The 21,356-nt window shown below is 40.6% G+C and carries 18 protein-coding genes; 15 read left to right on the top strand and 3 right to left on the bottom strand.

The annotated features are described in order from the left end of the window. Nucleotides 1-437: 437 nt before the first annotated feature. Together ACQKN3_RS06110 and ACQKN3_RS06105 are read right to left on the bottom strand one after the other, a co-directional pair. A complete protein-coding gene (locus ACQKN3_RS06110) occupies nucleotides 438-1,055 on the bottom strand; it encodes a hypothetical protein (RefSeq protein ID WP_427710174.1) in 618 nt (205 codons plus the stop codon). A 17-nt stretch (nucleotides 1,056-1,072) separates the two neighbouring features. After that, nucleotides 1,073-1,819, bottom strand: coding sequence for an FxLYD domain-containing protein (locus tag ACQKN3_RS06105; RefSeq protein ID WP_427710172.1), 747 nt, complete (start codon nucleotides 1,817-1,819; stop codon nucleotides 1,073-1,075). Nucleotides 1,820-2,084: 265 nt separating this feature from the next. Here ACQKN3_RS06105 and ACQKN3_RS06100 point away from each other — a divergent pair, with 265 nt between their 5' ends. From ACQKN3_RS06100 to ACQKN3_RS06030, 15 genes are all read left to right on the top strand, one after another. Continuing rightward, nucleotides 2,085-3,434 (top strand): glycoside hydrolase family 28 protein, encoded by a 1,350-nt coding sequence (locus ACQKN3_RS06100; protein ID WP_427710170.1) that lies wholly within the window; start codon nucleotides 2,085-2,087, stop codon nucleotides 3,432-3,434. Nucleotides 3,435-3,456: 22 nt separating this feature from the next. After that, nucleotides 3,457-4,791: an ABC transporter substrate-binding protein gene (locus ACQKN3_RS06095; protein ID WP_427710168.1), complete on the top strand. Its 1,335-nt coding sequence runs from the start codon at nucleotides 3,457-3,459 to the stop codon at nucleotides 4,789-4,791. A gap of 142 nt (nucleotides 4,792-4,933) precedes the next feature. After that, entirely contained in the window at nucleotides 4,934-5,875 is a 942-nt protein-coding gene (locus ACQKN3_RS06090) for a carbohydrate ABC transporter permease (RefSeq protein ID WP_008407851.1), read from the top strand. 6 nt (nucleotides 5,876-5,881) lie between these two features. Beyond that, nucleotides 5,882-6,718: a carbohydrate ABC transporter permease gene (locus ACQKN3_RS06085; protein WP_427710165.1), complete on the top strand. Its 837-nt coding sequence runs from the start codon at nucleotides 5,882-5,884 to the stop codon at nucleotides 6,716-6,718. Between the two features lie 31 nt (nucleotides 6,719-6,749). Continuing rightward, a complete protein-coding gene (locus ACQKN3_RS06080) occupies nucleotides 6,750-8,087 on the top strand; it encodes an ABC transporter substrate-binding protein (protein WP_427710163.1) in 1,338 nt (445 codons plus the stop codon). Nucleotides 8,088-8,172: 85 nt separating this feature from the next. After that, nucleotides 8,173-9,279 (top strand): glycoside hydrolase family 88/105 protein, encoded by a 1,107-nt coding sequence (locus ACQKN3_RS06075; RefSeq protein ID WP_427710161.1) that lies wholly within the window; start codon nucleotides 8,173-8,175, stop codon nucleotides 9,277-9,279. Nucleotides 9,280-9,502: 223 nt separating this feature from the next. Further along, the gene (locus ACQKN3_RS06070) at nucleotides 9,503-11,281 is read left to right on the top strand and encodes a sensor histidine kinase (RefSeq protein ID WP_427710159.1); all 1,779 of its coding nucleotides are present in this window, start codon (nucleotides 9,503-9,505) and stop codon (nucleotides 11,279-11,281) included. Next, nucleotides 11,274-12,809, top strand: a complete 1,536-nt coding sequence (locus tag ACQKN3_RS06065) for a response regulator (protein WP_427710157.1) — start codon at nucleotides 11,274-11,276, stop codon at nucleotides 12,807-12,809. Before ACQKN3_RS06070 ends, ACQKN3_RS06065 begins: the two co-directional genes overlap by 8 nt. A gap of 229 nt (nucleotides 12,810-13,038) precedes the next feature. Next, nucleotides 13,039-13,869, top strand: a complete 831-nt coding sequence (kduI, locus tag ACQKN3_RS06060) for a 5-dehydro-4-deoxy-D-glucuronate isomerase (protein WP_427710155.1) — start codon at nucleotides 13,039-13,041, stop codon at nucleotides 13,867-13,869. Between the two features lie 19 nt (nucleotides 13,870-13,888). Further along, entirely contained in the window at nucleotides 13,889-14,671 is a 783-nt protein-coding gene (gene kduD / locus ACQKN3_RS06055) for a 2-dehydro-3-deoxy-D-gluconate 5-dehydrogenase KduD (RefSeq protein WP_427710153.1), read from the top strand. A 78-nt stretch (nucleotides 14,672-14,749) separates the two neighbouring features. Further along, nucleotides 14,750-15,592 carry a sugar phosphate isomerase/epimerase family protein gene (locus ACQKN3_RS06050; RefSeq protein ID WP_427710151.1) on the top strand — a complete coding sequence of 281 codons (843 nt, stop codon included), beginning with the start codon at nucleotides 14,750-14,752 and terminating at the stop codon, nucleotides 15,590-15,592. Between the two features lie 163 nt (nucleotides 15,593-15,755). After that, complete coding sequence (locus ACQKN3_RS06045) at nucleotides 15,756-16,853, top strand: ABC transporter ATP-binding protein (RefSeq protein ID WP_251688212.1); 1,098 nt, start codon at nucleotides 15,756-15,758, stop codon at nucleotides 16,851-16,853. Nucleotides 16,854-16,981: 128 nt separating this feature from the next. Then, entirely contained in the window at nucleotides 16,982-17,926 is a 945-nt protein-coding gene (locus ACQKN3_RS06040) for a sugar kinase (RefSeq protein ID WP_427710149.1), read from the top strand. Between the two features lie 7 nt (nucleotides 17,927-17,933). Next, complete coding sequence (locus ACQKN3_RS06035; RefSeq protein WP_427710147.1) at nucleotides 17,934-18,548, top strand: bifunctional 2-keto-4-hydroxyglutarate aldolase/2-keto-3-deoxy-6-phosphogluconate aldolase; 615 nt, start codon at nucleotides 17,934-17,936, stop codon at nucleotides 18,546-18,548. 297 nt (nucleotides 18,549-18,845) lie between these two features. Then, nucleotides 18,846-19,835 carry an HD domain-containing phosphohydrolase gene (locus ACQKN3_RS06030; protein ID WP_427710145.1) on the top strand — a complete coding sequence of 330 codons (990 nt, stop codon included), beginning with the start codon at nucleotides 18,846-18,848 and terminating at the stop codon, nucleotides 19,833-19,835. Between the two features lie 292 nt (nucleotides 19,836-20,127). On the opposite strand, the gene hmpA is transcribed toward ACQKN3_RS06030, so the two are convergent. Further along, nucleotides 20,128-21,288 carry an NO-inducible flavohemoprotein gene (gene hmpA, locus ACQKN3_RS06025; RefSeq protein ID WP_427710143.1) on the bottom strand — a complete coding sequence of 387 codons (1,161 nt, stop codon included), beginning with the start codon at nucleotides 21,286-21,288 and terminating at the stop codon, nucleotides 20,128-20,130. Nucleotides 21,289-21,356 lie beyond the last annotated feature (68 nt).

The raw sequence follows: 21,356 nt of genomic DNA, 5'->3' as shown, positions 1-21,356 counted from the left end.
TTTGCTCTCTTGCCCTATATATGCCTTCCGAAAATAAAAAAGGGGACAATTTATGTGAAATAATAATCTTTAAATGCCAGATTGATAAAATCGCAAAAAAAATGTACCCGGTTGCGTTTTAACGCAACAATATATATTTTTTAAATTATTTAAAAGATATAAGATCTTTTTGAGGGGACGTTTTTGGCCACATGTGGATGGGATATAATTGACCTGTTCTGGAGGAGTCAGAACCGTCCGATGGGATGGACTAATTTGTACGTAAACAGGAAAGTGTAGAAGTTAAAGAAATTTCTATTTTAAAATAATAATTATAAAGTGGTGAGGAATAAAAAGTGTTATTTCTATAAAATAAAGCTCAGTAAGATTTTTAACAAAAATCGTTTACTGGGCTTTAATTTACAGATGTTTGTTTATACACAAATTAATTGAACGATTTAGTTTTCGGAATCTGCTTCACCATTCTTTGAATCCTCTTCCATAACGTCAGGGAAGACCATTGATTCAGTTTGTTCACCAGTTTTTTCGTCGATTAAATTAACCTTAGTTTTAATATCGTCACTAGATTTGCCATCAAATGCACTGTAAAACATAGATACATAGGCCAATCCCATTAACCCAAATGCATCAAAACTATTTTCAAAGCTTGCCGTATCCACTGTTACGTCAAATTCTGTGAAATCTTTGTTATATGAAATTTCTTTAAATGATTTAAAATCTTCGCCATTTACAAGATCATCGACCGTACTGACGATACTTTCTTCCATTTCTTTCATCATTTTTTTATGAGCAGACTTACTCATTTTATAATAAACAGAACCGTCTGGATTAACTTTTACTTCCTTAACACCTTTTTCTTTAGCAGCTGCTTCGATTTCTTCTGGCGTTTCATCTTCAAAAAACTCTGCAGGTAAAGTGAGTTCAACATTTAAAAGCCCTTTTTCTACCTCTAAACTTTGTTCCTTTTGACTATCTGATTGCTTCTTATCTTCTTCTGCACTACAAGCCGTTAAAAATAATAGAGCTGTACTTATAATAAATAATGATTTTTTCATCCTATATACTCCTTCGTTTACCAAGTGAAGCCGTAGCTTTTTACTTCGATTTTATTTACTTTTGAACCAATATTATCTGGTAAGGGCGGGTAGCTAAGTTCAAATCCTGCTTCACCGCCAGCAGCTAATCCTACATCAACACTGCCTGATAATCCGCCTAAAATTTTACCGTTCGCATCATATAAAATGGCCGCGAGACGTATATCTTCTTGCTGAACGTCTGTAGGGTTTTTAACAATCCCTGTAACACTATAGTCGTAGTCACTGGGAATCCCTTTAACTGCACTAACTTCCATTAAGTTTGAATCTTCTTCAGTTGCATCAAAATTAAAATTAAAGGTTGTTTCAGCAAAATTATCCAGTGATGTTGCTTCATCGAGTGTTGTGCCTTCTACGATAATTGCTGATTCTCCAGGCTGAACAATTTCAGGGACAGCATAAATCATAGTTGAAGTTCCTAAAATACTACCGTCTTTCCCTTTGTAATTCATTTGTGTTTCACCAATATCAACTGGCACTTCGCCTGTATTTTTAAAAACTGCCGCTGTATTGATCCAAATTGAGTCAATAGAATCGCTCCATACATTAGATCCTGAATCTTCAATTTCTAATTTGGCATTGGCTTTTACTTCAGTATTTGCACTTTCTTCAGTTTTATCAGTTTTACTTTCTTTATCTGCAGATTGTGAAATTGTTTGTTTTGAATCTCCACATGCAGTCAATATAAAAAGTAAACTAAACATTAATATAGTAAATTTTTTCATTTAATTCCCTCCTATTATAATACTGTTGATTAATATAATTCCTAAATGATTATAACATAGTCTAAAAGTTATGTTTAATTTTTCTGTAAATCAAAAAAATATCAAAAATTCAACTAAGTAACTCGTTTCAAACTTCGCAAAAACCTACAATATTTTACTATCTTCCCCGTACTTTTTTTAGCATTTCCTATCTACAGCTAGACTTCAAATAGTAAGATTTTATATGCTAATTTCATCAAGATTTGAACACAAAGGATGGGATACGATGCAGCAGCATAGTACGGCGGTTTATAATATTGATCAGTTTGGTGCGGTTGGTGATGGCTGGGCCAATAACACATCGGCGATTAAGCGTGCAATAGAGGCTTGTTCACAAGGCGGAGGAGGAACGATATATGTGCCTGCCGGTGTGTATGTTACCGGTGCGATTGAATTAAAAAGTAATATACATCTGCATTTGGAAGCGGGTTCCGAGCTTTTGTTTTCAAATGATCGAGCGGATTACCCGGTTATTTCTTCACGCTGGGAAGGGGCGAGTCGTGATGTGTATATGTCCTGTATTTATGCCTGTCATGCGGAAAATATCGCCATTACCGGTTTTGGTACATTGAATGGACAGGGTGCCTATTGGTGGAAGCTGTTTAAAGAGGATTCTCTTGCATACCCACGCCCTAATTTAGTGAGCTTTGATCATTGTGAGCATGTACATATCGAGCAGGTGAAAATGATCAATTCTCCGAGCTGGACCATCCATCCGAATGTTTGTGATAATGTGACGGTTTCGGGAGTTACGATTATAAATCCGGCGAATTCCCCGAATACGGACGGCATTAATCCTGAATCATGCCGCAATGTGAAAATTTCCGATTGTTCGATTGATGTCGGGGATGACTGTATTGCGATAAAAGCGGGTACCGAGGATGCGGAGCGCGCAATTCCTTGTGAAAATATAACGATTACGAACTGTACGATGCTGCATGGTCATGGCGGGGTTGTCTTTGGCAGTGAGATGAGCGGGGACATTCGCAATGTCGTCGTATCGAACTGTATTTTTGAAGGAACAGACCGGGGCATTCGCTTTAAATCACGGCGCGGCCGGGGCGGTACGATTGAAAATATCCGTGTAAGCAATATTGTGATGAATAATGTCATTTGTCCGTTTATACTAAACTTATACTATTATCATGGTCCAAGAGGTTTGGAGCCCTATGTTTCAGATAAGAGTGAGCAGCCTGTGACAGCGCTGACACCGAAGTTCAGGCATATTCATTTTTCAAATATTACTGCAACAAACGTAACGGCAGCTGCGGGATTCTTATACGGTTTACCTGAAATGCCGGTTGAGGATATTACATTCAGCCATATCCGTGTTGCGATGAAGTCGGGTGCTGAACCGGATCTGCCGGCAATGATGATGGATTTGGAACCGATGAAACAACGTGGTTTTTTCTGTTCCAATGCAGAAGATGTATTGTTTGAGCATGTGACGGTCCAACAACATGAAGGGCCGGCATTTGAAATAATAAATAGTAAAAATATCGTAATGGAACATTGTCGCTCCAAAGAGACGGCAAAGGATGAAAGACTTGTTCAAATGACGAATGTTATAAGCTAGCTGGCGTTAAGGGGGAATCACATTGAGCAGCTTAAGAAAAACCTATTTGTTTTATGTCTTCCCCATTTGTTTACTATTCTTGCTCTCGGGTTGTTCAAGTGAGGAAGTAGAAAAAGTGGATGGCACGCAAAAAGATGTGACATTAACTTTTTGGTTTGATGATGCCGGTCCGTTAAGAAATGCTATTTGGGAAGAAATGATCGCCGCTTTTGAAGAGGAGTATCCACATATTCATATTGAATACAAAGGCTTCGTGAAGGATATTGCAAAAGTGAAATTCAATTCGGCACTCGCGATGCAGTCACTGCCGGATGTAGGAAGTATATATACAAGCTGGTTACCGGAATATACATACCGTGAAGCATTGGTGCCACTCGATACCTATTTTGGAAATTGGCCGGACGGTGATAAAATTGAGGAATCTGTCATCAATTACAATCGTCAATTAACACCGGATAATAAATTGTACGGATTGCCTTACACGCGAAATATGGATGTCCTTTGGGTTCGCAAAGATTGGCTCTCCGACTATGGTCTGGAAACGATTGAAACATGGGATGACTTTTTTCATACCGTTGAAACCTTTACGGATAAAGAGCTACAACAGTACGGCTACAGCATTCGTGGCGGGGAAGGGTCGTCACTGCAGCTGCAGCGGATGATGTATGCCTACTCCGGGATTTCGACGTATATCGAAAATGGTGAAAGTACGATTGATGATCCCCGCCATGTGGAGTTTCTGGAAAAATATTTGTCGCTATATGATTTGCATACATCCAGAAATGATATTGTAAAAGATTATAAAGGAATGCTCGATGATTTTGAGCATGGGGCTGTCGGTTTAATCCAGCATAATATCGGCTCTTATGCAGAACATCAAAAAGTGCTGTCTCCGGATCAGTTCCAGTCATTGCCATTGCCGAAGTCGGTCGATGGTCATTACACTGTCGAGGCAGGCAACACGATGGACATGGTGATGTTTGAGGGTACGAAACATCCTAAAGAGGCGTGGACATTTATTTCCTTTATCGCGTCGCAAAAGGGACAAAGCCATTGGAACAAGCGGGTCGGTCAATTGCCGACACATCAGGAAGTGCTGCAGGAAGATTGGGTGCAAAATTCCCCGCATTTGCAAACAGCGCTTTCTGTCTATGAAGATCCGCAAACAAAAATGTACGAGCCACCTTTTTATTTAATTAGGTACAACTCCATCCGGTATACGATTGTTGAACCGGGGCTCCAGGAAGTGCTGAGCGGTACGAAAACAATCGAGCAGTTCTTGAAAGAGTGGAGCGTGGCCATTGAAAATGAATATGCACTATATGAAAAATATCATGCCCAAACATCGAAGCGCTGAGCAAGTGAAAAACTTGCTCGGCGCTTTTTTTATGACATCTAAATGTGAAGATTCTTAAAATTTTTATCTAACATCTTAATATTTTGAATATTTCGGGAAAGCGTTTTCAATTAGAATAATGTGTAAGAAGGGAGGAAATTTAATGAGTTATTCCCCAGAAGTAAATGAACCAGTATTGGAAAAAAAGAAAAGTGAAAAAGTCCGCAAATTTAATAAGGCGAAGTTGGTTCCTTATCTATTCATTACGCCGGCCGTACTAATGGTAGTAAGTTTCCTTTTCTACCCGATTGGAATGGTATTTTATTATAGCTTCCAAAACTATGATATTTCGGCACCTTACTATAATAGTTTTGCAGGGCTCGATAACTTCGTGAATATTTTTACCAGTGATAAGCTGTTCTTCCCGAGTTTACTCAACAGTTTGAAGTGGGTTGTTACAGAAGTGGGGCTTCAATTGGTATTTGGTTTGATTTTGGCTCTGTTGCTGAACCAGACATTTAAATTCAGAGGGATTATACGTGCGGTTGCTTTTATTCCTTGGGCGATTTCAGGTGTACTGGCATCTGTTATCTGGTCACTGATGTACAACGAACATATGGGTGTACTGAATGATATACTGATGCGTTTCGGCATTATAGATTCACCGCAAGCCTTTTTGGCAAGTACATCTACCGCATTTGGTGCAGTAGTTATTGCCGAACTGTGGAGGGGGATTCCATTCTTTGCGATTACCCTTTTGGCCGGTCTGCAAAGTATTCCGCAAGAATTGTACGAAGCAGCGCGCGTAGATGGTGCGAGCCGCTGGAAATCATTCCTGTTCGTAACATTGCCGCAGCTGAAAAATACGATTATTTTAACGACACTGCTGCGAGTGGTTTGGGAGTTTAATAACGTTGACCTGATCTTCAACTTAACAGGCGGCGGACCTGCCCATTCAACAACGACACTGACTATGTATATTGCAGAATTAGCTGTTCATGGCAGTAACTTTGGATATGGCTCAGCGCTTACAGTCATTTCGTTTGGTATTCTATTAGTTTTCGCGGCGCTTTATCTGAAATTATCGCGCTATGAAAAGGAGTGATAGCCTATGTTTTCTAATAATAAAAAAATAGATAAGTTATTGACACTTTATGTGCCGCTCGGTATGTTGTTAAGTTTTACCCTTTTCCCGCTCTATTGGACAATCAATACGGCATTCAAGCCTGAGGGAGATATTATGAAACGTCCGCTTGAATATGCGCCGCTTAATCCGACAGTGGAAAACTTTGTGATGGCGTGGAATAATGTCGGGTTTGCCACATTCATGAAAAACAGTTTGATCGTCGGCGTCAGTACAGTGATTGTCGTATTGATCTGTTCAACATTATCCGGCTATGCATTGGCCCGTTATCAGTTCAAGGGAAAACGCGCCTTTATGCTGATGCTGTTATGTACGCAATTTATCCCGAGATCAATGATGATTATCCCGTTATTTATCATTTTCAAAAATTTAGGGCTGATCAGCAGTCCACTCGCTCTAATTATTACGTATACGGCGATTGAGATTCCGTTCACGACCATATTGATGAGCGGGTTCATCGCAAACGTTCCGAAAGAGTTGGAGGAAGCGGCGATGATTGATGGGTGTACGAAACTTCAGTCCATCCGTCATGTCGTGTTCCCGCTGCTGCTTCCAGGTATTGTCGCAACAGGGGTGTTTACATTCATTTACACATGGAATGAATTTTTAATTGCCTTAATGCTCACGAATCGTCAGGACCGGTTCACCTTGCCGGTCGGTCTGAGTACGATGATGGGCGAATTCAATGTCAACTACGGTGCGTTGGCAGCAGGCAGTGTCATTGCCTTAATTCCGGCAGTAATTTTATTTGCATATGCACAAAAGCATTTAGTCAATGGTATGGGTGGAGCAGTAAAAGGTTAATTGTACATGAATTTATAAGGGGTGAAGGTTGATGTTCAAAAGCAAGTTCAGAAAATCGATAGCAGTAGGTACGATCGCAACAGCGTTATTATTGGCCGCTTGCGGGGATGATGAGTCGGCGGGTAAAAAAGAGGTGTCTGCAGAAAACGGGAAGCCGGTAAAAATTACGTTCTGGGATGAAAATGCCGGACCGCAGCGTACACCGATTTGGGAAGAGTTAATCTCCCGTTTTGAAGAAGAAAATCCGATGATTGATGTGGAGTATGTCGGATTACCGAAAGACTCGGCAAAATCAAAAATGGATGCAGCCATTGCAGCGGACGATACGCCTGACTTGGCGTCTGTCCAAACGAGCTGGCTACCTGAATTCTCGATTCGTGAAGCATTACTGCCACTGGATGATTACTTTGCTGAATCGGAGCTGAACGGTCTGATCAATGAAGGGGCACTGAATTTCAATAAAGAAATCGTAGCGGATAAAAAGCTATATGGAATTCCTTACACACAAAACCTGGATATCCTCTGGGTACGTAAGGACTGGTTTGAAGAAAAAGGAGTAAAAATTCCTGAGACTTGGGATGAGTTTTATGCGGCTGCAGAAGCAATGACGGATAAAGCGAATAATCGCTACGGCTACACAATCCGTGGAGGTGCAGGCGGATCATTCCAGATTCAGCGTATGATGTATGCATACAACGGGTTTGAAGATTATTTGACGGAAGACGGCAAAGCAACGATCAATGATCAGAAAAACGTCGAGTTTATCGAAAAGTATTTATCGTTATATGAAGATTACACACCGAAAAGCGATATTACAAACGGCTATAAAGAAATGATCGCCGGCTTTGATACAGGTGTAGTGGCAATGGTACAGCACAACATCGGTTCATTCGGTGAGCACAAAGAAGCACTGGAAGAAAGTCAGTTCCAGGCGATCCCATTGCCTAAATCGGAAAACGGCAACTACGTGGCAGAAGGCGGTAATACGATCGGTATTTCAATTTTCAACGGGACAGATAATCCGGATGAAGCTTGGAAATTTGCAGAATTCCTGAACTCGGCTGCTAGTCAAAGTTTCTGGAATGAGCAAGTTGGTCAGATCCCAACGAACAGTGACGTGTTAAAAGAAGACTGGATTAAAAATTCACCTCATATTCAAACAGCATTTGAAGTGTATGATGATCCGAACACAGTTCTTTATAAGCCGCCATTCTATTTACCAGAATACCGTTCAATCCTGGATGGTACGGTCGATGCCGGAATTCAATCGGTTATGAGTGGTAAAGCTTCAGCACAGGAATTTTTAGATGAGTGGGCGGGTGCGATGGAAGCTGCAGAAGCTAAATACTCAGAGCACTTCGGCAAATAATACAAAAAAAGGGTGCGGTGCTTCAGCCACACCCTTTGTTTTTTGAAAAATACAAACAACGCTAAAGCTAAAGGAGATGGCATAAATGAGAACGACATCTGAAAATATTACGGTTAATACACCGCTTGCACTGGCGGAAAAAGCATGTAAGGCGATTATGAATACGTATACACCGGACCAGCTGCCACCGGCGAATTCCTTCCACTATCATCAGGGGGTATTTTTATACGGTATGCTTCGTGTATGGGAAGCGACAGGTGATCAGCAGTACTTTGAATATATGAAAGGCTATATAGATAGCCTGATTGACGAAGAAGGTAACTTATACTTTGCACGGGATGAGCTGGATTCTGTGCAGGCCGGCATTTTATTGTTCCCATTATATGAACAGACGAAGGACCGTCGTTATTTAGTTGCAGCGAAAAAACTCCGTCATCTGCTGTATTCGATAAACCAGACGACAGAGGGCGGCTTCTGGCATAAAGACAAATATCCTTATCAAATGTGGCTGGACGGGTTATTCATGGCAGGTCCGTTTATGCTTATGTACAATAACCATTTTGTCGAAGAAGAGCTTGTGCTGAATGTCGTACGCCAGGAAAAACTGATGCGTACACATATGAAAGATGAGAAAACAGGCTTACTATTCCACGCATGGGATGAAAAAAAAGCTCAACCATGGGCAGACCCGGAAACAGGGTGCTCACCAGAGTTTTGGGGACGTTCTGTCGGCTGGTACGGGACGGCGCTCGTCGATATATTGGAACTGATCAACGGTGCACGCGGTCAGGAAGATATCGTCCAGTCATTGAAAGATCTAGTGCCTGCTATTAAAAAATTTCAGGATGAGAAGACGGGATTATGGTATCAAATCGTGGATAAAGGTGATCATACCGATAACTGGCTGGAATCTTCATGCTCGTCCCTGTTTATTTACTTCATTGCAAAAGCGATTAAACTAGGATTAGTTGATGATTCGTACCAATCAGTAGTAAATAAAGCGTATGACGGGTTAATCGAGCATATGGTCGATGTGAAGGAAGATGTGGCCAATCTAAAAGGCATCTGCATCGGCACATCGGCAGGGGTATACGACTATTATGTGGACCGCCCGACATCAGAAAACGATTTACACGGTATGGGCGCATTCATTCTAGCAAGCATAGCTTTGCATGATATAACGGTAAAATAGTAATAGTTAAGAAAAGGTACCCGAATCAAGGGTACTTTTTTCTTGCCTCTGAAAAAATAAATGTCAAGTGTTTACATATTATGTTAGAATTATTGGAATATAAAGAAAATATAGATTATACTACTTTATTCTATTTGTATGCGCTTTAAGCTTGGAATATCTTATTTTTATATGAAAACGGAATGTTTGGTAGGTGTGGCATCTGGAACGACTAAGGACATTTATGTATAAATATATTTTTCATTCCTTTAAAACAACGATGAATATGTTATTTTTGCCGATTGTGATTATATGTATTTTAGTAACCGGCGGTGTGTCGACTTATATTGCTACCGCCCAAATTGAAGAGAATACGTATCAAAGTATGAACGATACGATTTATCAGACGAAGAATTATTTAGACCATACCCTTTCGGATTTGTTTTCGCAGCTAGTGTCCATTTCATATGATACACGGCTCGTCAACTTATTGATGAAGGAGCAGGAGCAAATCGTACCGGAAGATTACATTCCGATCGATAAAAATCTGCAGATCATTTACGGACGTTACAGTACGATTTTGGAGTCGGCTACGATTGATCTGAACGAAGGGGAATTTTTGATTTATCAAAGTGAATTTACGAGGAAACCTGTCATTGATTATGATGACTTTTTCGTGAATTACCGGGCAGATAGTGAGAATTTTAAATGGAAAAATGTGCATGAAGACGTAGCGTTCCATACCGGAAATGCGGTGATGTCGATGTACAAGCTTTTGGAACTGAATGATCTGGAGAAAAGAGGTATTGTGCTCTTTAATATTCGTGAGGAATTTTTCGGAAAGGTGCTGAGCCGATCACTCATCGGGGAGAATGGTTATTTGGCGCTCATTTCAGAAGATGGTATCTATCAGTCGAAGGAACTTGAGTCTAAATATACGCTTGATGATGAGACCTTTCAGAAATTGCATCAATTATCAACTCCAAAAAATCAAATTACATATACAAATGAAGACAATGAAGAAATGATTGTCATTTACGATACGCTTGAATCCAATGGTTGGAAAATCGCGGCGATTGTACCTGAAGATGATCTGTTGAACAAAGTGGAATATATCAAAATATTCGCTGTGTTTTTAATAATCATCATGATCGGTCTCGTCGTATTTGTGACGAATATTTTTATTTCCTATATGTCAAAACCGTTTCAGAAATTAGCAAAACAGATGGATCTCGTCAATGAAAACCATCTTTATCTGGAAGAAAGAATTTCAGGACCGAAAGAGATGCGCGTGTTGAACCGCGGATTTATCGAACTGATCGACCGGATTAACGTGTTGATGGACCAAGTGATTTTGGAGCAGGAAGAAAAACGCCAGCTGGAATTTGCGATTATGCACGCGCAAATCAATCCGCATTTCCTCTATAATACGCTTTACTCGATTAAAGGGCTTTGTGACATGGGCATGACAAAGGAAGCGAGCCATATGGTCACGGCGTTATCGAATTTTTTCCGTATCGGGATTAGTAAAGGGAAGGAAATTATCTCGGTCAAAGAAGAAATCGAGCATATCGAAAACTATTTAATCATACAGGAGATGCGCTATGGGGATGATTTCACGTATGAGATCGATGTGGAAGAAAGTATTTTAGATAATGAGATTGTTAAACTTTCGTTGCAGCCGATAATTGAAAATGCGATCTATCATGGCGTAAAGCAAAAGCGCGGTCAAGGAAAGATTGTTATTAAAGGGTATTGCGACGCAAATTATGTTTACTTGGAAGTTTCTGACAACGGCACAGGGATTTCGGAGGAGCGGCTTGAAGCGATTCATGCAGAGCTGCAGCTGAATTATCAAGAGCAGAAGCAATATATCGGAATTGGCATAAAGTCTGTCAATGACCGGATTAAAATGCAGTACGGGGAAGCTTACGGACTCACAATCCGAAGCAAATATGGTGAAGGAACATCGATGATTATTACTATTCCGGTGACAACAGGGGGCTTGACAAAGGATGTATAAAATAATCGTAGTAGAGGATGACCGCATTATTCGTCGAGGCATTTGCCAGACGATTCCATGGGGAGAAAACGGGATAGAGGTTGTAGGTGAAGCAAGTGACGGGGAAATGGCACTTGAACTGATTGCACAGCAGCAGCCACATCTCGTCATTTCAGATATTAATATGCCTTTTTTAAATGGGCTCGATATGGCACGTCAATTAAAAGAAATTAGTCCACAGACAAAATTTATCTTTTTAACGGGTTATGAGGATTTTAGTTACGCGCAGCAGGCCGTTCAGTTAAAGGCATTTGATTACTTACTGAAACCGGTCGATTCGGAACTGCTGCTGGAAAAGGTGAAGGAAGCACTTGCTGAATGGTCCGAAACGTTTTCGAATGAACAGTTGCTCGTGGAGTCGCGTGCAATACGGCAACAGAAATTCTTTAAACAGCTCATGGCAGTTGGTGAAACGGAAACCGATATCGAAAAAGGGCTTTCAGATTTGGATGTACACTTAGAAGGGACATGCTATTCGGCAATTGTTGTTCATGATGGATGCGAAGGACAGTTGCTTGATGAGCAGATTGTTCAACTTGCTTCGAAAAAGCTTGATGAAGATAAATTTCATCTGCTCTCGGTCGAGGACAATGAATGGGTACTGCTGATTGGACATGATGCAGCATTAGAGGCTGTAGACCTGGCAACCTTCTTGCTTGAACAGCTGCCGGATGTAACGTTGGCATATGGGCGTCCATATACGAATTTGTTCGAGATTGGCCGTTCGTTTATTGAGGCCAAAATGGCGCTGGATTTGCGCTATATTATGGGGACAGGCAAATTGTTTTCAATTGACGATAAAGTGACGAATGGTGAGCAGACAGCGGAAAATTTAAGAGCGTTTGATGTGAAACTGATTGCACAGATTAAGCAAGGAGTCCCGGAAAAGGTGGAAGAGCTGCTTGAAGAATTTCATGACGCAATAATCAACTATCAATCGTTATCGCTCACGGATCTTAAAGTGATGACGCTAAAATATGCAACACTGTTATCATTTGAAATCGACCGCTGGAGTAAAGACGAGGCATCGACCCATTCGGCTGATGTATATAAGGCAATAATGGAAATGAATTCACTGTACGACATGATGCAAATTATCCGGGAGCTTATTCAACAATGGTCGGAAACTCTTTATCAAAAAGAGGAAAGTAAGTTTAAAAGCCATGTTGATTTAGCGATCCACTATATGAATGAATATTATTCGGACAGCACATTAACATTGCAGAAACTGGCCAAAATGATTCATGTAAGTGCACCGTATTTAAGCAATCTGTTTAAACTCGAAAAAGGGTTTAATTTTGGGGACTACTTATTGGAATTGCGCATGAAAAAAGCGATGGAACTGCTGCGAGAAGAAAGTTTGAAAACATATGAAATCAGTGAGCAGGTAGGGTACAGTAACCCGCAATATTTCAGTATTTGTTTTAAGAAATACACTGGCCATACCCCGGCCGAATTTAAAAAGAAACTGAATCCTAATGTCAGCTAGCGGTATTAAATGCCGCTAGTTTTTTTATGTTTCAGACTGAAGCCATGCTTATGAGTACAAATATTTAAGAAAAGCGTTTGATATTTTAAGGACATCGTTACGTAACATTGTAAACCCTTACATCGTTTTTTATAATCGGGTTGTAACAATATTCAGAAAACAATAGTAGAGGTTATGGAAAACAGACCTAGATGATTAAAACTGTTCATTAACCGGAGGAGGTAGCAAAATGGAAACACGTTATGCCAATCACCCTGAAGAGATTAAACGCTATAATACGGACGAATTACGTGAGCATTTTTTAGTGGAAGCATTATTTGAACTTGGAAAGGTACATTTAACATATACACATGTCGACCGTATGATTTTTGGCGGGGTGACACCAGCTGATACGGAACTGACGATTGAACTGGATAAAGAATTGGGCGTGAGTTACTTTTTAGAACGCCGTGAACTGGGCATCATCAATATCGGCGGTGACGGGGTTGTCGTATTGGATGGTATTGAATATGACATGCAGCGCCGAGATGGATTATATGTGAGCCGCGGTACGAAACAAGTGCTGTTCCGGTCAAACGATGCAGCAAACCCGGCGAAATTCTATATCAATTCCACACCGGCGCACCATACATACCCGACGGTGAAGATTGATATTAACAACATCAAACCGTTAGAAGCTGGTGCACCGGGTACATTGAACGAACGAAAAATTTATCAATATATTCATCCGAATGTTTGCGAGAGCTGCCAGTTGCAGATGGGCTTGACGATGCTGTCACCGGGAAGTGTGTGGAATACAATGCCTGCTCATACGCATGAACGTCGCATGGAAGTATATTTATATTTTGATATGGAAGCTGATACACGTGTTTTCCATTTTATGGGACAACCGGATGAAACACGTCATCTTATTCTGAAAAATGAACAGGCGGTAATTTCGCCGAGCTGGTCGATTCATACAGGTACAGCGACAAGTAACTATACATTCATTTGGGGAATGTGCGGAGAAAACATAACGTATGACGACATGGACCATGTAAAAATGGAAGATTTACGCTAAGCGAATGGAGGAATAATAGATGACACAGGAAGTAGCCGGTTTTTCATTAGATTACTTTAGCTTAAAAGGAAAAGTTGCCATTGTAACAGGCGGCAATAAAGGATTAGGCCAGGCATATGCGGTCGCTTTGGCAAAAGCGGGTGCAGACATTTTTGTTATTGCACGCAGCGCGGACTGGAGTGAGACAGAACGTTTAATTAACGAAACAGGCCAAAAAGTGACGTTTTATCAGGGTGATTTAAGCGATCGTACGATTATCAAACCTGCTGTAGAAGCTTGCCTGCAAAAGTATGGCACAGTGGATATTTTAGTAAATAATGCCGGTACGATCCGCCGTTCACCATTACTGGACTACCAGGAACAGGACTGGGACGCGGTAATGGAAATTAACTTAAACTCTCTATACCTCTTAAGCCAGGAAGTTGCGAAAGTAATGGTAGAAAAAAAGAGCGGGAAAATTATTAATATCGCATCGATGCTATCATATCAGGGGGGGAAATTTGTTCCGCCATATACAGCGAGTAAACATGCCGTTGCCGGTTTAACTAAGGCATTTGCCAATGAACTCGCAGAACATAATGTACAGATTAACGCGATTGCGCCAGGTTATGTGGCGACAGATAATACGGCGCCAATTCGCCAGGATGAAAAACGCAGCGCGGAAATTTTATCCCGTATTCCTGCAGGACGTTGGGCTACGACTGCAGACTTGATGGGATCTGTCGTGTACTTGGCTAGCCGCGCTTCGGATTATACGAACGGACATATTTTAGCTGTTGATGGCGGCTGGCTGGCAAGATAACTACTAAAAATAATAGGAAATAATTATAAGCCGTATCACGCAATGCTGATACGGCTTTTACTAAAGGATGTGGGAATAATGAAAGCAAATTTAGGTATTCGTGCACATGATCTGGAAGCTGAAAATTTACAGGAACTCGCCGCAAACGTCAAAGCTAGAGGTTTCTCAGCTGTCCAGTTGGCGCTTGCAAAATCCATAACTGCATTTTCAACTAGTACAGGGGCATTATCACCTGGGTATGGCCACTATATAAAATCGGTATTTCAGCAGCACGATGTTCGGATCGCTGTTTTAGGCTGCTATATTAACATGATTCATCCAGATTTAACTGAAAGACAGCGTCAGCTTGATCGCTTTAAAGAGCATATCCGCTTTGCACGTGATTTCGGCTGCACTATTGTCGGAACAGAAACGGGCAGTGTTATTCCGTCACTCGGTTACAGCGAAGATAATTTTACTGAGGAAGCTTATATAGAAGTGGTGAAAAGTGTGCGTGAGCTCGTAGAAGAGGCCGAAAAGTTTAGTGTCATCGTCGGGGTTGAAGGCGGTATCAATCATCCTATTCACACACCGAAACGGATGAAGCGTTTACTGGAAGATGTACCGTCGCCGAACTTGCAAGTCATTTATGACCCGGCGAATTTTATGAGCTTGGAAAATGTCCATGATCAGCATTCCGCAATGGATGAAGCCTTCGAATTATTCGGCGATCGGATCGTTATTGTTCATGCGAAAGACTTCATTGTGAACAACGGTGAAATTGTAATGGTACCAGTCGGGACCGGCCAGCTCGATTATAAGTATTTAGCGGAACGACTGAAGAAGGAGAAGCCGTTCATCAATATTCTTTTGGAAAATACGCGCGATCCTCATATTGCCGAAAGCATTCGTTATATACAAGACCGGTATGAACAAGCTTAATAGAGCGCAGTAGTGAAACACAATGTGCATATATGCCACTTATTATAAGATTTTAAACTATTATCTAAAAATTTTAAATTATTTCTGAAAGCGTTTTCTATTACTATTAAATTAAGAAATACATTAGCAGTGTTCACATGGAATCGATTGAGGGGGTAAGGAAATGGCAGAATTAAAATTAAATAATATTTATAAAATTTACGATAATAAAGTAACCGCTGTAGATAATTTTAACTTGCATATCGAGGATAAGGAATTCATCGTTTTTGTTGGTCCTTCGGGTTGCGGAAAATCGACAACATTACGGATGATGGCCGGTTTGGAGGAGATTTCAAAAGGGGATTTCTATATTGATGATAAGCGTGTTAATGACATCGCACCAAAAGACCGCGATATCGCAATGGTATTCCAAAACTATGCATTGTACCCGCATATGACGGTTTATGACAATATTGCATTTGGTTTAAAATTACGGAAGCTGCCGAAGTCGGAAATCGATGAGCGAGTGCGCAATGCGGCGAAAATTTTAGGCATTGAAAATTATTTAAATCGTAAACCGAAAGCTTTATCTGGTGGACAAAGACAACGTGTTGCATTGGGCCGTGCCATTGTACGGGATGCGAAGCTGTTCTTAATGGACGAGCCGCTGTCAAATCTGGATGCAAAGCTGCGTGTCCAAATGCGTGCGGAAATTATTAAATTGCACCGTCGTATCGGAACAACGACAATTTATGTAACACATGACCAAACAGAAGCAATGACGATGGCGAGCCGTATTGTCGTAATGAAGGACGGTATTATTCATCAGGTAGGAGCACCGAAGTATATTTATGATAATCCGGAAAATGTGTTTGTTGGCGGCTTTATCGGTTCACCGTCTATGAACTTTTTAGATGGACGTGTAGAAGATGGCTATTACCAGCTAGGAGATAGAAAAATTATCATTCCTGAAGATAAAATGACGATGCTTCGTCAGCAAGGCTATGTCGGGAAGGAAGTTATTTTAGGAATTCGTCCTGAGAGCTTTTTCGTAGGAGAAGAGACGGCAGAGCTTGATCCTTCTGTTGTGTCTCAATATGAAATTGAGGTTGCGGAGTTAACAGGTTCTGAAATTATGCTGTATTTCAAAATCGGTGATCAGGAAGTTGTAGCATTGACGGATGCCCAACAAACAATTGAAGCAGGACAAAAAATCAGTTTTGCCGTTAATACGAATAAAATGCATTTCTTTGATAAAGAAACAGAAATCCGTATTCGTTAATAACGGAGTGGAAGAAACAATAGAAAAGCTTCTAACTTAATAGAAGAAATAAGGCTGTCCAAAAGTCATTCACTTTTAGGACAGCCTTTCTTTCAACGATTACTTGTATGAAGGCAGGGGGAGAGCTCATGGAACGACACTATATTTTTACTTTAGGGGATGCACTAATTACATTTAATCCAGTGACTACAGGTCCGTTACGCTATGTTAATTCCTTTGAGCGCAAGTTAGGCGGGGCCGAACTGAATTTTGCCATTGGCTGTGCCAGATTAGGGCTTCCCGTTAAGTGGATGAGCCGATTAGGCGGGGATGAATTTTCGAAATATATTTATAACACAGTGCGCGGTGAAGGCATCAATATGGAATATGTGGAGCATGTTTCCGGCTATCCGACTTCGCTGAATTTTAAAGAAATATTGGAAAACGGCTCCGGAAAGACGTTTTACTACCGGTATCAGTCACCGATTTTAACAATGACCGAAGAGGATATCGAGGAATCGATGTTTGATGATATAGCTTATGTTCATCTGACAGGCGTATTTCTGGCAATTGCACCGCAAAACCTGCAAATTGCATTGGCTATTTTACGCATCGCAAAAGCAAAAGGCATTCCGGTTTCTTTTGACCCGAATATCCGTTTGAAACTTTGGACATTGGAGCAAGCAAGGGCTGCCTATTTTGAGATTTTCCCGTTTGTCGACATTTTATTGACCGGGCTGGACGAAATCGAAATGATTATCGGTACTCAGCCATTTGAGCAGTTTGCCGCACAGTATAACATTTCCGAACTCGTCATTAAGGACGGTGCAAATGGATCGAAAGCTTATGTAGACAGACAATGGCATATAGCGGAACCGTTTCAAGTTAAACCTGTCGATACGGTAGGTGCTGGTGACGGCTATGATGCAGCATATATTTTCGGGTTGATGAAAAACTATGATGTGACCGAGCGTCTGCGCATGGCAAATGCTGTTGGTGCAATGGTGACAACGGTAAAGGGTGACAATGAAGGTTTGCCTGAATACACAGATGTGGAAGTGTTTTTAGGACAGAAAACGCTAGTTGAAAGGTAAGGGTCTTATGAAAAAATATGAAGTGATTCACCAACTGAAAGAACATAAAATTGTAGCGGTCATTCGCGGAAGTTCGGTTCAGGAAGCGACAGAAATTATTCAAGGTGCTGTACAAGGAGGAATTCGCCTTATAGAGCTTACATATACAACACCATTTGTTCAGGGAGTATTTGAGAAAATCCGTTCTTTAGATGCAATCATAGGAGCTGGAACCGTATTAGATTCGGAAACGGCAAGACATGCCATTTTATGTGGTGCAAAATTTATTGTCAGCCCGAGCTTTAATGCGGACATCGCGAAATTATGCAACCGCTACGGCATACCCTATTTACCAGGGTGTATGACTTTAAATGAAATAGTAACCGCATTGGAAGCGGGCTGTGACATCGTAAAACTTTTCCCGGCGAACCATTTCTCACCCGGCTTTATCCGTACGGTGAATGGGCCGTTGCCTCATGTGGAAATTATGCCGACAGGCGGGATTAACGCCAACAATATGCAGGAGTGGCTCGATGCAGGTGCTGTCGCTGTAGGGATCGGCAGTGATTTAACGAAGGCCTATGCGACAGGTGGAATAGATGCTGTCGTAGCTGCAAGTCAGGAATATTGCAGGAAGCTGTAAGCAGAGTTTGGTTGACAGTTAGTTCACTCCTCATATTCTCCATTTAAAACGTCAAAACCTTTTATCAATGATTGGTTTTGACGTTTTATTATTTATTCTTAAACACCCACAAACCGTCTACAGTTAGTCAATAAAAAATTAATATTAAGAATCCGATATAACGAGTGGTAAAAGTGTAATTAATAACCAATAACGGGAGCGCATTAATTTTATTTTATCAGTATAATATTTCCATATGCATACATAACGAGTCTGCACAATGTTATACAAGAAATAAAATGAAGCAGGAGGCTGTTTATGAAAACGATGTTGCAGTTACCTTTCCAATTAAAAAGCTTTTTGGAATTGGGTGATGCTGTACTGATTACAGACAGTGATCATATTATTTTAGCTGTTAATGATACATATGAAGAGGTAACAGGCTTTGAAAGAAATAAAATCATCGGTGTGAAAGCGGGCTTTATTAAATCGAACCTTACGAGTAAAGAAACGTATCGGTCAATGAAAGATTCATTAAAGCAGCATATCCCTTGGTCAGGAATTTTTGTGAATCGAAAGAAATCCAGGGAACTTTGGCATTCATCTATTACCATTACGCCTTTCAAAATTGAGGATGAATGGTTTTATATAGGAGTTTTTCGCGCGTTAGAACAGCTGGAAGAGGGCTTATACTTATCGGAAGACAAGATGATAGAAGTGCAGAGAGAGCTGTTGAAAGTGCTGGCCATCTCCTGTGAAATCCGTGATCCCGGAACGGAAGAGCATTTACTAAGAGTTCAGGCATTGACGGAAAAACTTCTGAAGGCACACAATGAGAAAAACAACCTTCAATTAGAATCTAATTATATGAACAATGTGATTCATTCCAGCATACTGCATGACATCGGAAAAGCGGGTATGCCAGAAGGAATTTTATATAAACCGGGTGCATTGTCCATTTATGAAAGAAAAATAATCGAGATGCATCCGTTGACAGGGGCAGACATTCTTAACAAAATGTCGAAGGAAATCAATTATGATTTTATAAAAAGTATGGAAGTGGCAGAAAATATTATTTTGTATCACCATGAAAAATGGGATGGAACGGGCTACCCATTCCAGTTAAAAGGCGAGCAGATTCCACTTGAAGCAAGAGTCGTATCAATCGTCGATGTGTTTGATGCGTTAACGACGCGCAGACCGTATAAAGATTCCTGGCCTGAAGAAAAAGCATTGGCATTTATTGAGGATAACAAAGGTAAACATTTTGATCCGTTAATTGCGGAAACGTTTATCAGCCTGTTTTAAATATGGGTCCGGTATTACACCGGACTCATTAATTTTAAGATGAAATTTATTAATAGTGGTGCTAACATATTAGAAGTTCTCGGCAGCTTATTAGAAGACCTCGACCACTTATTTGAACATCGGCGACTTATATTAGAAGATCGGTGTTTTATTAGAACCTTTTCGGGTTTATTAGAACATCTCACCACTTTATTAGAAACATAGTAAGTAAATAGTAGTGAAAGGGGAGGAAAACAAAAAACCAGTCCCCGGTATGGTTACCGGAAACTGGCCGTTTCTCCTTCATAATAAATTAAGCCGTTTTCTTAATCTGCAACGCCATCGCTGCACCGAAGAATTCATAATGAATTTTCTCAGCAGGTACACCCAGCTCAACTAAGTATTGGATTACAGTTTCCATGAATACTGTTGGACCACATACATACACTTCTGTACCGGGAACAAGGAATTCCTCGATTTGCGCTTTTGTAATATAGCCGTCTAAATCTGAATATACCGCTTTATATTTACCGTCTGTCGCTGCAACGTTTTCTTCGATTGTTTCTTTAAATGCCGCTACATTTTCATTGCGTGCACATTGGATAAATGATGCTTGGCGGCCTTCAATTGTTTTTAGCATCCCTTGTAATGGTGTTACACCAACACCACCGCTGATGAATAGAACTGGGCTATCATTTTCCACTAATGTGAATACACCTGCAGGAGCACTTACATCCACTTTTGTACCGATTTCTGCTTTGTGCAGGAAGTTTGAAACAATTCCGTTTGGTGTTACATCATCTTCACGTTTTACAGAAATGCGGAAATAATCTTCCGAACCGTCTGTTAATGTATATTGGCGGTTCATTAAGTATTGTTCACCAGGTACTTGTGTGCGCAATGTAATGAATTGTCCAGCTTTGAATGGAGGCAGTTTCTCGCCGTTAACTGGTTTTAAGTAGAATGATTTTACTGCTTCGCTTTCTTCCGCAACTTCTGCAATTGTAAATTCTTTGAATGCGCGCCAGCCTCCAGCATTTTCTGCTGCTTTGTATAAATCTTCTTCAACAGAAATGAATACATCCGCAATAACTCCGTAAGCTTTACCCCAAGCGTCGATAATTTCATCTGTCGCCGCATCTCCAAGAACTTCTTTAATCGCTTCTAATAAATACTTGCCGACAATCGGATAATGCTCCGGTAAAATGCCTAAACTTACATGTTTATGGGCAATTTGAACAACAGCCGGAACGATTGCCTCCAGGTGATCGATGTGAACTGCTGCTGCATAAACCGTGTTTGCCAAAGCTGTTTGCTGACGATCTTTCTTTTGGTTTGTATGGTTAAAAATATTTAATAATTCAGGGTTTTCTCTGAAAAGGTTTGAATAGAAAGTTTTAGTAATTGCTAATCCGTGTACCTCCAATACAGGTACTGTTGATTTAATAATATTAATTGTTTGTTGTGCTAACATATAGTGCACGTCCCCTCAAAATTGGTTAGTTTGTTTCTTGCACCATCAATATACTGCTAAAAAAATGT

It is taken from the genome of Solibacillus sp. NPDC093137, from assembly GCF_050280445.1.
In the GTDB taxonomy this organism is placed as follows: Bacteria; Bacillota; Bacilli; order Bacillales_A; family Planococcaceae; genus Solibacillus; species Solibacillus isronensis_B.
Note: the sequence above shows the minus strand (reverse complement) of the source record. Positions and strands in the feature narration are given on the sequence as shown.

Coding starts and splice junctions, on each gene's coding strand:
- ACQKN3_RS06085 (WP_427710165.1), top strand. CDS start 5,882: ATGTTTTCTAATAATAAAAAAATAGATAAGTTATTGACACTTTATGTG.
- ACQKN3_RS06080 (WP_427710163.1), top strand. CDS start 6,750: ATGTTCAAAAGCAAGTTCAGAAAATCGATAGCAGTAGGTACGATCGCA.
- ACQKN3_RS06050 (WP_427710151.1), top strand. CDS start 14,750: ATGAAAGCAAATTTAGGTATTCGTGCACATGATCTGGAAGCTGAAAAT.
- ACQKN3_RS06030 (WP_427710145.1), top strand. CDS start 18,846: ATGAAAACGATGTTGCAGTTACCTTTCCAATTAAAAAGCTTTTTGGAA.
- ACQKN3_RS06035 (WP_427710147.1), top strand. CDS start 17,934: ATGAAAAAATATGAAGTGATTCACCAACTGAAAGAACATAAAATTGTA.
- ACQKN3_RS06090 (WP_008407851.1), top strand. CDS start 4,934: ATGAGTTATTCCCCAGAAGTAAATGAACCAGTATTGGAAAAAAAGAAA.
- ACQKN3_RS06105 (WP_427710172.1), bottom strand. CDS start 1,819: ATGAAAAAATTTACTATATTAATGTTTAGTTTACTTTTTATATTGACT.
- kduD (WP_427710153.1), top strand. CDS start 13,889: ATGACACAGGAAGTAGCCGGTTTTTCATTAGATTACTTTAGCTTAAAA.
- ACQKN3_RS06070 (WP_427710159.1), top strand. CDS start 9,503: ATGTATAAATATATTTTTCATTCCTTTAAAACAACGATGAATATGTTA.
- ACQKN3_RS06045 (WP_251688212.1), top strand. CDS start 15,756: ATGGCAGAATTAAAATTAAATAATATTTATAAAATTTACGATAATAAA.
- ACQKN3_RS06065 (WP_427710157.1), top strand. CDS start 11,274: ATGTATAAAATAATCGTAGTAGAGGATGACCGCATTATTCGTCGAGGC.
- ACQKN3_RS06100 (WP_427710170.1), top strand. CDS start 2,085: ATGCAGCAGCATAGTACGGCGGTTTATAATATTGATCAGTTTGGTGCG.
- ACQKN3_RS06040 (WP_427710149.1), top strand. CDS start 16,982: ATGGAACGACACTATATTTTTACTTTAGGGGATGCACTAATTACATTT.
- ACQKN3_RS06110 (WP_427710174.1), bottom strand. CDS start 1,055: ATGAAAAAATCATTATTTATTATAAGTACAGCTCTATTATTTTTAACG.
- hmpA (WP_427710143.1), bottom strand. CDS start 21,288: ATGTTAGCACAACAAACAATTAATATTATTAAATCAACAGTACCTGTA.
- ACQKN3_RS06075 (WP_427710161.1), top strand. CDS start 8,173: ATGAGAACGACATCTGAAAATATTACGGTTAATACACCGCTTGCACTG.
- kduI (WP_427710155.1), top strand. CDS start 13,039: ATGGAAACACGTTATGCCAATCACCCTGAAGAGATTAAACGCTATAAT.